The following is a 12,641-nucleotide window of genomic DNA, read 5'->3' on the forward strand; positions in this document are numbered from 1 at the left end:
CTTGGTGTTACCGCTGCCGCGGCTCTCCGGCCGGGCTACGCCCGTCCTTCGAGCCGCGGCAGCGGCCATCATGCTTGTCGCAACCGGTCAGGATGGTTGTCGCGCAACAGGCGGTGGAGTGTTGCACTTCGCGCTGGAATTCAGCGAGCACGCTGGCGTATCGGCGTTTCGTCGAGCGAAGGCATGGCAAGACCGGGTGCATTCTCCAGCTGTTTCACATCGGGGGCAGTTGCTCGACCTGCCTCCACATTCCCGACTCGAGAGCTTCGTAGAGCTCCCGCGCATGTTGGATACGAGCAAATTTTCGCTCTTCCGGCTCCCCCGCGGGGGAGAACAGAAGCTCGGCGATCTCGTTGATCTTGAGGATCTCGATTGCATTCCGCGAATGCCTGTGCCTCGGGCTCATTTCCGCCAGGACGTGTGGCGCAAGCTTGGGCGGATCCGGGTCGATGCGCTTCGACGGCGTCTTCACCTTCTTGGTCACCATGCCCCGACCATATCTCAGCCCACCCCCTTTGCAATGTCGGTTTTTTTACTGTGCTTGGGGTTGATATTGAGTTTGGGAACCTACACCCCCACCCTTGGTAGGCGAAAGCGCAAAACGCCCGATAACGCCGGCTCTCGCGCCCTCGCGGGGCGGCCAGCAGGCGTGGCGGGAAGCGGAGGCTGTGAGGGCGGCAGGCTCCCTCCCGGACGGCCTTTGGACGAAAACCTCCTGTATCCGGAATGGGCCTTCGGCCGCGGGCGCTCCGCGCATTTCCGCTGCTCGAGCCCGCAGCTGTCCTGATCACCGACGCTCCGGCGCAATCGCCCGATGCGGCGGTGTCTTCGAATGCGAACATGTCCGCCCAAACGGCGTCTGTCGTCGATAGGCGAAAGGATGCTGCCGGTGAGGGCACCTACGGCCATATTGTGTCGCCGGGACCGCGCGCTCTCCCCTTTGTCTGCCCATCAGGTGGAGGGGAGAGCATCGCGATGGCGATTTCGGTCATCGCGGCGGTGGGACGGCTGTTGCGAACAGGGATACGGCGCAAGCGAGGGACCCTCGCTCGACCGAGCGGTGGGTGAACGTCCCTGAGAAGATTGTGGTATCCGATAATCGCGGTGAGGATAATTACGATGATCGTGGAAAGCAGGCCTGCCCTTCCATCTCCCAAACAACGCGGGTGTCGGAATTCCTCAAGCTGGAGCAGTTCGAGGCCGCGATATCCGTCCTATCGGGCCCGTCGCCTATTCTCGATAGAATAGCGACCCGCGAGGCCTCGCCGCATTTTCGTGTCGATCTGGCAGCCAGCGACTGTCCGGGCTCGTGGTGGTGATCGACGAATTCCCTATGTTACTCACAAGGGGGCAGGTTCTTCCTTCGATCATCCATCATCCAGCGTATCTGAGACGGCGCGCTTCGCGGGGGACCTTGAAGCGGTCGATCCATCCGATCACGCTCGAGGCGATCGTATGGGGTTCGTCCGGCCCGTGTCACGCCGGGGAGACGAAATCTTTGTTGATGTCTCGCCTGGTCCTGGAGAGTCATGATCAAGGCAATTGCAGTATAATCGGCCGTCATCGATATGTGGCGACAGGCAAGCGCGGTGACGACAGCGATACCGGGACCAGTCATGCGGCGACGGGCGATCCAATCGATCACGCGACACCCGACGCTTCCTGTCAAACCGGCCGGTTCGGCGCAGAGGGCTTGTATGGCTGCCAGCGTGCCGGCGGGCGCGGCTGGGGGGGCAGGGCGGCAGGCTTTCTGGCAGAAGCCGCTCTGGCCGAACGTCGGCCGGTATCGGAAACGAACGCTGTGACCGTTCGCCCCGACCTGACGTCAGTCGGCCGCAAAGAGCATCTCGATGTCGGCTTCAGTGATCGCTTCGGTCGGATGGCCGTCGTGGTCGAACAGGCTCTGCGCCAGGGCTCGCTTCTTCTCCTTCAGCACGTCCATCTTTTCCTCGATGGTACCGGCGGCGACGAGGCGGTGGACGAAGACGGGCTTGTTCTGGCCGATCCGGTGCGCGCGGTCGATCGCCTGTTCCTCGACGGCCGGATTCCACCACGGGTCGTAAAGGATTACCGTATCGGCGGCGGTGAGGTTGAGCCCGGTTCCCCCGGCTTTCAGGCTGACCAGGAAGACAGGGACGTCCCCGTCCTGGAAGGCGCGGACCGCGTCCTCGCGCCGGCGTGTGCGGCCGGTCAGTTGCGCGTAACCGATGCCGGCAGCCTCGAGCCGCGGGCGAATGAGGTCGAGCATCGAGGTGAACTGCGAAAATACCAGCACTTTGCGCCCTTCGGCGACGAGTTCCTTGGTGATCTCCATCAGCCGCTCGAGCTTGGCCGATGCTGCCCTCGTTCCAGCCTTCCCCGAGTGTTGGACGAGGCGTGGATCGCAGCAGGCCTGGCGTAGCTTCAGCAAGGCCTCGAGTACGACGATGCGGCTCCTCGCAAAGCCCTTCTCGGCGATAGCGTCGCGCACCCTGCCGTGCATCGACAGGCGAATGGCTTCGTAGAGATCGCCTTGCGGCCCGACGAGTTCGATGCGTTCGGTGATGATGGTCTTCGGCGGCAGGTCGCCGGCGACCTCCGCTTTGGTGCGGCGCAAAAGAAACGGCTTCACCCTCCTTGCCAGCGCCTTTGCCCGCGCCGCGTCGCCCTTCTTCTCGATGGGCGTGCGCCAGGACGCGGTGAAACTCCTGAAGTCCCCGAGAAAGCCTGGGGCGGCAAACCGGAACAGCGACCAGAGCTCGCCGAGATTGTTCTCCAGCGGCGTGCCTGTCAGGCAAAAGCGATGCGGCGCCTTCAGGGCGTGCACGATTCGGGTAGTCGCCGCCTTCGGATTCTTGATCGTCTGGGCCTCGTCCAGGACGATCATGTGCCAGTCCCGCGCGGCGAGGATGTCCTCGTCGCGCGCCAGGAGCGGGTATGTGGTCAGGACGATGTCGCTCGTCTCGATGTCGCCGACCAGGGTCCTGCGGCCGGGGCCGTGCAGGGTGAGCACACGAAGCTCCGGCGCGAAGGTCTCGGCCTCCCTGCGCCAGTTCGCCATAAGACTGGTAGGCGCGACGACCAGCGCCGGCGAAGAAAGCCTGCCGGCAGCCTTCTCGATCGCCACGAGCGCCAGGGCCTGCACGGTCTTGCCCAGCCCCATGTCGTCGGCCAGGACCCCGCCCATTCCCGCCGCGCGAAGGAAGGACAGCCAGGCGACGCCGCGCTGCTGATAGGGTCGGAGTTTGGCCGCGAACCAGGACGGGAGCTCTGCTTCAGGGATGCCGCCATGGTCGCGCAGAGCCGCGCCGAGCGCGCGGATGCGCTCACCGCCACGCCAGACGACGCCGGCTTCGGCCGTTGCGGATTCAAGCCGCGCCAGCGCCGCCGCGTCGACGGCTGAGAAGCGTAACCGTCGCGCCTTCGACCCATGGCCGAGGGCCGTGAACAGGTCGATCAGCTCGAGGACGATCGGAACCAGCCTGTCTGCCGGCAGCGCCACGATCCGGCCGTCCGGCAGCGGCAGGTATAGCGGACCATCCGCCTCGCCGCCGGCTTGCCGGAGGGCAGAGCCGAAGGCGTCGGAGGCGATCAGTTCGAGGAGAGGCCCCACTAGATCGAAGCGCGTTCCGTCGATCGTTACGCCGAGGTCGAACTCGAACCAATCGACGCCAGATCCTTCCCGGACTTCGGCGTCGAGCGGCCCGTCCGGCCTGACCAGATCGAAGGGAAAGCTCTCCTCGACGACGACCTCCCAGCCTTGCTTGGCAAGGTGCGGCAGTTCGTCGTACAGCACGTCGAGCCAGCCGATCTCCTCGTCCTCTGGCGCAAAATCGCAGGCCGCGCCGGCAGGTAGATGCTCGCGCCAGAGCGCCAGCGGTGCCAGACCGCTCGCCCGCAACTGGCGCACCGCCTGCCGCTCGGCATCGACCTGCCGGCGAATTTCGACCGGCTGCCGATCACGGATCCGGGTGAGAACCCGATCCTGGAGGGCTGCCGGAATTTCGACACCGTCGTAGCGGAATGCCAGGCGGGCCACCGTGACCTCCTCCGTGGCAGGAACGCCGAAGAAAGCGTAGCTCCGGACTCTGAAGTCCATCGGCAACTCGACGTTCATCAGCCGCAGGAGCGGCGTCGGCGGACCGGAAACGAGGATGGGCTCGGCCAGGGTGGGCGGCGCCGCAGCAGCGATCACGCCGCCACGCGCCTCGATGATTGCGGCCACTGCCGCACTCTCGGCGGCTGCGATGGCCGGCGCCTCCAGAAACGTATGCGCCTGACGAGCCGGCAGGCCGGTGTGGACTGGTCCCATCAGTCCGGCGGAGACGTCGACATAAAGCGGCGGAACGGATTTCAGGTAGTGCAGGTCTGGACCGCCTTCCTCTCCCGATGGCCTCGGCGACAGCTGCGGCCGAATACGGCCGTCGTCCGTGGCAATCCACGCGAAGCTGGCTTCGACGGGTGGACCGGCCGAAAGTGCAGGCCCGTCGATCGCGCGCCAACGCGCGCGTCCCGTGCCGAGGATTTCGGCGAGAATATCGGCTCCAGGCTCGCTCGCCAGGATTCTCGCACGATCAGAGACGAGAGTGCGCGGCACGGCGTTAATGGCGCGCAGAATGCGATGGTCCTTCGCACGGAGATACTTCGCCGGCCTGGCATTGAGATAAGTCTCGGGGCTGTAGGTGCTGGTGGAGTTTGAAAATCTGCCGTCCTTCAGGAGGCGCGTGGTGACCAGGCTCAACGTGACCGCCGGGACTGAACCATTGTGGACGGCACTCTCGGACAGAACGTAGATCAGGCGGTGGGCGATCTCGGGTGGATAATCGTCGCCGAGTTCCTCCCCTTCATCGCGCAGCCGGTCCAGCCAGAATGCCACCTCGGGCGACAGAGCGGCCGGGCGGGCCGGCGATGTCAGGACGCCACTTGCTGCCGCATGGCCACGCTCGCCAGGACTCGATCGATCTGGTCTGACGCCTACAGGCCCGTCGGAATGATCGGGAGGCTGACGCATCGCGGTCAGCAGCACGGCACCGACATGCTTGCAATTGTGGTCCATTGGGCAGGAGCAACGGCCGCTGATGAAGGTGCGCCCGCCGGGTCCCGCTTGCAGCGTGATCGTCTGGGCATAGACGCGTCTGCCCGACCCTTCGACCTCTCCCTCGATCCGGTTCGGGGCGATGTAGCTCGCGCTGCGAACACGCCCGTCCCGCCGATAATCGCGGCCCCGTTGCAGGGAAGCGGGGGCCATCGCCGCAGCGATATCTGTCTCGCAAAAGCTGATCGGATCGGTCGTCGCCACGTTGTCTGTCACCGTGTGGAACCTGGACGAAGCCGCAGAATCGAAGAGGATTCTTCAGCCATCCTTCGCAACGTTGCTAGCTGATTCTGGCCTGCTGCAACAAGCCGAGGAATTCGAAGAAAGAGGATCGTCCTCGGCCGGGGCGTCAGATTGCGCGACGAGCTGTTCTCGCTGCGGTCTTTTCAGGGCGGCCACCCACGACAGCCGCGGATGTGCAAGGAACGACAGGGGGCATCAGAGAAAGAGCGTCGTTGTTGTGCGAGGTGAGGGAAAACTGATCGAGGGCATCGACACAGGCGGGCCGGCAAATTTCTGTCGATCGGCATGGCCGATGCGACTACCGCAAGGGCCCCCTGATGGGGCCCGCGTCGGTGTCGTGTGTACCGTCACCGCCGGGTACCCCATCGCCACTGAACCGAAAGGCTGGGCTGTTCGGGCCGTCCTCCAGGCCGCCGGCGACGAAATCGCCGTCGTTTTTCGTACTCTCGGCCTCGAACACAGGCCCGGCGATATCCTGGGTGCACAAGTCATCCGCGGTCAAACGGGGGGAGGGGTCTTCTTCCCTTAGCGAGATCGGCGGGGCCGTATCGTGGGCCATGTCATTGGCCATCGCGATCGCCGCCTCCTGTCGCCATGCCGTCTCCAGTTCGGCCAGTGACAGGGCGGACTTCGGCGCGCGGTCCCAGACCGCGATGCGCTGGCGCGCGATGACCGCCGCAGGCTCGTGGATGATGTGCTGCGTTGCACGAAGAAGCGCTGTGCGACGTGCAGAGAAAGCAAGAACGATACGGGGATCGATGTCGTCCATGTGAAGGCGACCCTCCTCGTCCCGGTAAGCCGCGATTCCGCAATCCCTCAGACCGTCGTCCATGACCTTGCGCCACACCTGAGTGAGGTGGCTTACGGCGCGGTAGAGCCGGCCGCCATCGATCGCACCCCAGCTTCCGTCCTGCCGCCGCGCGAGGTTCATGACCAGAACCTGCGAGTGAAGATGCGGCGCGGGAAGCATGCGCCCGCTCGGCATCGGCGCCGGCCGCGCCGTAAGATGGAGGAAGCGTGCCGTGGCCGGCATCTCAACCGCCTCCAGCGTCAGCCCGCCGGGGCCCCGGCGTGCTGCCATGCCGATTCGCTGCACTTCAGCGATGATTGCGGTGACAGCGCGATCGTGAACAGTCTCGATCGCCGCCCGTTCCTTATCCGGACCGAGGGCCCATCGGGCAGACAGCGGCTTCTCGCAGTCGATCGTCAGATCGTAAGCCAGGCGCCTGCGACGAGTTGTCAGAGGCGCTTCCCCCGGCGGCCGTCCCGCCATCGCTGCCCGGAAATCCGCAGGCTTTACGCGCGTTCCGGGTCGCAGCCATTCGAGCCCACCGGCGCAGTCCCACTGCGCCCAGCGCGGACCGTCATAGGACCGTTCCGCAGCCAGTCGGTCGCTGAGATAGTAATCGGCCGCTGCGGCCCTTGCAGTTCTGACACTCATGAACGGCTCTCCTTCGAACTGGACGGTGAAGGAGAACAGGATCGCTCGGGCGTAACAACGCAGGGTAGAAAAACGGTGACTCACGATGCAACCCAAAAACTGAGTGCATAAGTGTTGTTGTGAAAGAAGGCGTTCGACCGATGCAACGTTGCAGAACGTTATGTAACGTTGTATGAGGTTGCCTAACGAATGGGGTGGAGGCGGGACATGACGGATGCGGAGTTGAAGCAGCGGTTGCGAGCCCTCGCCGCAGCTGCTTCTCATCCCTGGTCGCCGCGGTTCGGGCAGCTCCTGCCCGATCATCTTGAACCCTTCGATGAACTCGCCCGACGCAAAGTGCCGTGGCGGACGATCGCCCGGATTTGCGCCGAGCACGGTATTGTCTCTGCGACGGGGACAGCTCCCGATCCCAGGGTGCTTGCCGCGCAAGTGTCGCGAGCCCGTGCCCCCCGGCGCCGCGCTGAGGTCTCTTCCACTCGATCGACACCATTGGCAGGCGCTCCGGCATCCGCGCCGGAGCGCCTGGCCACCATAGAGCGGAAGGTTTCTGCTGATCCCGTCCTCTCAGCGCCCCCGAGCGGACAGAGCCGTTCGAACCTGCCGACGATGCAAACTACAGTTCGGTGTTGGCGCGCCTGGCTCGCCTGGGTCAGGAAAGCTGATGCCCACCCCGGGTACATCGCGGCCGGGAGCCGCCTTCGATGAACCGATGCCGGCCGAGTTCGCGGCCGAGGTCCGCCAGCAGGCAAGGCTCGTGCTCGCCGCAGCCCAAAGTCTTCATGGCCCGATCCAGCGCTCCCCGATCAATGCCGGTCGGATATGGGCAGCGTTGGGAACCTGGGCTGCGGACGCCCGGCTGCAGGAAATTGCTCCCACACACAAGCGTCTTCTGACGGAACTGCAGGCCCTGCGCGTCCTTGCGAAGGAGGGGCGATGGCCCGCGAACGAAGTCTCCTTTGCCGTCGACCAGCTTTCTTTCGCATGCGCGGACGCATTGCTGGGATGCTATCCCGTGCCGACCGAGCGTCTGATCAGATATGCCGGTCCCACAGACGACGTGGCAGGATACGGGGGGCTCGATCTCACATACGAAGTGGCAGGATACGATTGGCTGGATCCCCGGTCCGGTTCAAAGCCCGCGGGTGCTGAAGAAATCGACGTCGAGCTCCGTCGGCTCGAGCGCGCCACACATCTGTTGGGTATCGTGCCGCTGCCCGATTTGCACCAGGCCGGTATTGCACTTTTCAGCATGCGCAGGGGCGATCGACATTGGGTCATGCCAGATCTCGCAAGCTTAATTCTTGCAACCCGGCGCCACTGGCCAGGCGACGATCTGGTGACCTTTCTCGATCTTGTCGTAAAACAAGTGTCGCTGCTCCTGGGGCCTGATCCTTCACTCAGCGGCAGCAGTCGCGTCGGGCGCCGCATTCAGCCGCCGCCAGCATGGCATCTGCGCCGCGTCCTTTTTGAAGAGCTATGGCCCGATTTTCGGATCAGGCCGATGCGTGCGGCAGAAAGCGCGCTCGTCACTGCTGCTGATCTCTGTGCAGGTGCGTTTTCGCAATTACGTGGCGGTGACGCTCTTCATGCATATAACCGCGGTAAGGATGTCATCTCGGACCGGCCCCAGGGAGATCTGTTGACGCTCTGTCATCAAAACCGGGTCGCGGAAATGGTCGACGACCTGCTGCTGGAGCGCGACTGCGAAAAGCGATCAAAACGGATACTCGGCAAAGTGGGATTCTGGCGAGCGGAGCTTGCGCTTCGCGTCGATGCCGGCGTCTACACCGTCAAAAATGCCAAAATTTCGCGTTGGCCGGCGCGCGGAACGCTTCCAAAACTCGGGATCGATCCCGCGCGCAGAACCGATCCTGATCATCTGCTCGACGAAGTCGAACGGTCATTGGCGGCGTGGGACGATCACGAAGGGATTCTGCCCATACGAGACTACGACGCGGCCGAAGCGGAATAATCTGCAATCATAGATAGAGGAATAAACATCTCAGGTTGTTACCGGCAGCCTTGGCGTTGTTCTGGCATCTTTTTCTGAGGCGATTCGCGCCCGGAGATCACGTTCATGACCAAAGCTGTCGAGCACGCTGCAAAAGCAGTTGTGTTTCTATTCATCATTGTTCTCAGCCCAAAGGGGGGAGTCGGCAAAAGCCTGATCTCCAGCCTTCTCGCTGACTTCCTCGTCGGGCGCGGACGCGTGCCGCGCGTCGTCTCGATCGATGCCCGGCACCCGACCCGCCGGTTCCTCGAAAGCCTCGCCGTTCCCGTCTCTTTCGCGGATTTGCCGAGCGGAGCAGAACTGGCCGCTGATCCGCACGCGGTCATGCGAGCGTTTGCCCCCGTACAAGCAGCGCTTTCAGCTGCCACCGGAAAAGCGGATATCATCATCGATATCGGCAGTCCGGGTGCAAAGCCGGCGCTCGAATACATCTTCCGCTCGAATCTTGCAAAGCGTCTGCACGAGTCTGGGTATCAGCCGGTGGTACTTGTGCCTTCGACCGCTCAGTCCGAGTCACTGGCACTCGCTGGCGACACGCTTCATTTCGTGCGGGACACTTTCGGGACCGACTTATGCGCCGTCGCCGTCGAAAACCAGCGCGATGGAGCGCTGAAACGGGCTGATGACGATGCGATGAAGCGTTTTCTGGCCGCTTCGAACGCGCGACTGCAGATGCCGGTTTTGCCCTCACACTGGAAGGCGCTTGACGCTGCGGACATTTTACCGCGCGAGTTGTTGTCGATGTCTGTCGATGATATCGGCCGCTTGCTGGGCGAAAACGAGGACATGGTCTATGTGATCAGAGCAGAGCTGGGAGAATGGATGCGTCAGATGGAAAGAGGGTTCTCGACGGTGCTCCCCGGTCTGGACCCCCTCGCGCTGTGAGCCGGAACGACCTGGCCCGGACAGATTTTGCGCTCCGGCGATTGCGGCGCAAACTGATCCGGCGGCTCACAGCGACTGACGCCGCCGGGATGGATTCAGGCGACGAGGCCGTGCTGCTTCGTCATCTGAACGACGCTGATGATGTTGCGTTCGCGGGCTTCAGACTAACAGCGATGCGCCGTATCAGACGTGAACCGCGGTGGCTGCAAGCGTGGCTGGTACGACTCCTCGATCGCATCCACATCAACTAAACGCATGAAGCCGGCGACGTCGCCGCCGCCGGTTTCACGTTACCAGTATATCTGGCGTGTCCACCCCACCATCCACCATCATTGGCGCGGCAGACTGCTCGCAGGAGTGGGCTTTGGTTCGAGCGCTACAAAGAGCTCGCCGTCCTCTACTCGGTCTCGGACGGATCATCCGGGCCCGCGACTGCGGCGCGACAATCAGGGTGAGAACACGTACCAACTGGACTGTCAGGCGCGCCCTGATGCATGATCCGGGCTTCTGTAACGGGCACTCATGTGTCAACCCTCATCCTTTATTCCGGTGCCTGCTCCACGACGCTTGTGCCATAAAGCGTCACCTTCAAGCCGGTCTCCCTCATGCGGCCTGCACCGACGGGAGCGGGTTGGCTGGCGCTGGCGACGCCCACGCATCGTAGCGGCGGCAGCGCCAGCCATCCCGCTTTCAGTTGCTTCGGTCCAGACCCGCCAGGGTCTTGCTTCTGTCCGCAGTCGGCGTGAAAGCCGCTGCCTGATGGGATCTGATGAGGATCGGTCGGTCAATCTAGTGATGCGCAGTCACCGAAGCGCTGCTCCCGGATAAGCGACCTGACCGGTCCATCGTCCCGGCGGGGGGGCCTCGCACGGAAAGGCCTGTTCCGGGCCTCTCCGAACCTGTTGAAAACCCTGCTCTCTCCTCCTCAGGCTGCGGCCGCTTCGGTACGCCCGGTTAACGAGAAATGCTGGCCCGTCTTGAGCATCTGATGGAGAACCACGGCGAGCGTGCGCGCGAGCGCGACCTTCGCCTTCTTCATGCCCGCGCGCTTCGCGACCGCGAGCGCCCAGCTCTTCAGCGCCGAGCCCTTGACGGATCGCGTCAGGATCACGTTGGCCGCCTCGTAGAGCGCCACGCGCACCCCATGATCTCCGACCTTGGAGATCCGGCCGGTGATATCCGTCTCGCCAGACTGGTGCTTCTTGGGCGTCAGCCCGAAATGGGCGCCTACCATCCTGGAGGATCCGAAGCGTCCGGGATCGTCGATCGCCGCCGCGAAGGTGAGCGCCGTGAAGGCGCCGACCCCGGGGGTGGACATCAGGATGCGCACCTGATGGTTCCGGCGCGACTGGGCCAGCAGGCGGCTCTCGATGGCTTTAAATTTCGTCACCAGCGCCGTCCTGGCCGTCAGCATTCCGCTGGCGATCGCGGTCAGGACCGTGTGGCCGTCGACCAGATCGCGAACCTGCCGCGCGACATTGCACCTGACACCTCGTATTGCCTCATCCGAGGATGCTCCTGAGTGATCAGGTGGTTGCCTCAGCAAAATGCTCCTGAGTATGCTCGTCCTCGCTGGACTCGAGGCTCGGCGGCAATGGCCGGATTTAGCGCCAGCACCGCCTCCCGGTTGGAGAAAGACTCGCGTCTTCCCTCCCACAAGAAGGGCGATCGCCGCCATGGTGGCGGCAAGCCGGATCCTTTCGAGGACATATGGGACAGCGACATCGTCACGAAGCTGGAGAATGCGCCGGGCCTGAGGCCGGTGACCATCCTCAATGACCTTTGTCTGCGATATCCCGATAAGGATCTGATGTCGGCGCGCCGAAGCGGTTCCCCACGTCAATGTTGTTCTCCCCACCGCCGCGACCTATGATCACCTGTTGACGCAGGGAGCGGCATGATGAGCAACATGACCGTCGACACCGCCAAGCTGCCGCTCATGCTGACGACCTTGCGGCTTCCCACCTTCGCCCGCCTGTGGCCTGAGTTTGCCCAATGTGCTGACCGCGAGGGCTGGCCCGCCGAGCGGCTTCTGCCCGCTTTGGCCGAACTGGAAATTGCCGAGCGGGCTCAGCGGCGCATCCAGCGCCATCTCGCCGAAGCGCGTCTTCCCGCCGGTAAAACCCTCGACAGCTTCGACTTCGGCGCCGTTCCCATGCTCAGCAAGGCTCACATCATGGCTTTGGCCTCGGGCGACGCCTGGCTCGCAAAGGGCGGCACCATCCTTTGCTTCGGCCCGCCCGGTTCCGGAAAGTCACATCTGGGGGCAGCCCTGGGCCACGCTCTGGTGGGAAACGGTTTCCGGGTTCTCTTCACCCGCACGACCGATCTCGTTCAAAGGCTCCAGACAGGACGTCAGGAACTCGCCTTGACCGCGGCAATCGAGAAGCTCGACAAATTCGACCTGCTGATCCTCGACGATCTGTCGTACGTTCACAAAAGCCAGGCCGAAAACCAGTGTCCTGTTCGAACTCATCGCCGCCGGATACGAGCGGCGATCGCTCATGATCACTGCCAATCAGCCATTTGGCGAATGGGATTCGGACTTTCCGGACAAGGCGATGACGATTGCTGCGATAGACCGTCTCGTCCACCACGCCGCCATCTTCGAAATGAACGTCGAAAGCTTCCGCCGCCGCACCGCTCTCGATCAACGCCAGTCAGCGACATCGAATATCGCAACCGGAGACACCGCGGATCTGAACCAGGCCAGAAGCGATGTCGCCAACGACATCGATCAGCGACATCGCTCTTGAAAACAAAAAAAGAATTATTCAGACATAACTCGTCGTAGTCGAACTCGTCATTTTCGATGTCGCTGACACCCTCATCTGCAATGTCGTGCTAAAAATTATCCAATTTCGCTGAAATATTGTAATGTGAATTGTCTTTTCTCTCTTTCAATGTAAATGACAGCGCCTGTTCTAATCGCTCGATTCGGTCTTTCAATTCGTCATTTTCCTGTTCGACGATTGCTATTCGAAGTC

General features: G+C 63.0%; 6 protein-coding genes and 1 pseudogene. 3 read left to right on the forward strand and 4 right to left on the reverse strand.

Annotation, left to right across the window (positions count from 1 at the left end; all coding sequences use genetic code 11):
* Positions 1 to 214: 214 nt before the first annotated feature.
* From VQ042_RS09855 to mobF, 3 genes are all read right to left on the reverse strand, one after another.
* The gene (locus tag VQ042_RS09855; protein ID WP_331818669.1) at positions 215 to 487 is read right to left on the reverse strand and encodes a hypothetical protein; all 273 of its coding nucleotides are present in this window, start codon (positions 485 to 487) and stop codon (positions 215 to 217) included.
* Between the two features lie 1,338 nt (positions 488 to 1,825).
* Positions 1,826 to 5,290: a DEAD/DEAH box helicase gene (locus tag VQ042_RS09860; RefSeq protein WP_331818671.1), complete on the reverse strand. Its 3,465-nt coding sequence runs from the start codon at positions 5,288 to 5,290 to the stop codon at positions 1,826 to 1,828.
* Positions 5,291 to 5,615: 325 nt separating this feature from the next.
* A complete protein-coding gene (gene mobF / locus VQ042_RS09865) occupies positions 5,616 to 7,133 on the reverse strand; it encodes a MobF family relaxase (RefSeq protein ID WP_331818673.1) in 1,518 nt (505 codons plus the stop codon).
* Between the two features lie 286 nt (positions 7,134 to 7,419).
* On the opposite strand from mobF, the gene VQ042_RS09870 reads away from it, so the two are divergent.
* Both VQ042_RS09870 and VQ042_RS09875 read left to right on the forward strand, forming a co-directional pair.
* On the forward strand, positions 7,420 to 8,730 hold the full coding sequence (locus tag VQ042_RS09870) for a hypothetical protein (protein ID WP_331818675.1): 1,311 nt from the start codon (positions 7,420 to 7,422) through the stop codon (positions 8,728 to 8,730).
* A gap of 105 nt (positions 8,731 to 8,835) precedes the next feature.
* A complete protein-coding gene (locus VQ042_RS09875; RefSeq protein ID WP_331818677.1) occupies positions 8,836 to 9,654 on the forward strand; it encodes a hypothetical protein in 819 nt (272 codons plus the stop codon).
* A gap of 925 nt (positions 9,655 to 10,579) precedes the next feature.
* Here VQ042_RS09875 and VQ042_RS09880 read toward each other — a convergent pair.
* The gene (locus tag VQ042_RS09880; protein ID WP_442880064.1) at positions 10,580 to 11,044 is read right to left on the reverse strand and encodes a transposase; all 465 of its coding nucleotides are present in this window, start codon (positions 11,042 to 11,044) and stop codon (positions 10,580 to 10,582) included.
* Positions 11,045 to 11,551: 507 nt separating this feature from the next.
* Between VQ042_RS09880 and istB the strand changes: the two are divergent.
* A pseudogene (gene istB / locus VQ042_RS09885) lies at positions 11,552 to 12,410 on the forward strand (IS21-like element helper ATPase IstB).
* The last annotated feature ends 231 nt before the right edge of the window (positions 12,411 to 12,641 follow it).

Source organism: Aurantimonas sp. A2-1-M11 (assembly GCF_036549475.1).
In the GTDB taxonomy this organism is placed as follows: domain Bacteria; phylum Pseudomonadota; class Alphaproteobacteria; order Rhizobiales; family Rhizobiaceae; genus Aurantimonas.

What these genes read in the sequence shown, in the direction of transcription:
- VQ042_RS09855 (WP_331818669.1), bottom strand. Translation starts at nt 487, where the DNA reads ATGGTGACCAAGAAGGTGAAGACGCCGTCGAAGCGCATCGACCCGGAT.
- VQ042_RS09870 (WP_331818675.1), top strand. Translation starts at nt 7,420, where the DNA reads ATGCCCACCCCGGGTACATCGCGGCCGGGAGCCGCCTTCGATGAACCG.
- VQ042_RS09875 (WP_331818677.1), top strand. Translation starts at nt 8,836, where the DNA reads ATGACCAAAGCTGTCGAGCACGCTGCAAAAGCAGTTGTGTTTCTATTC.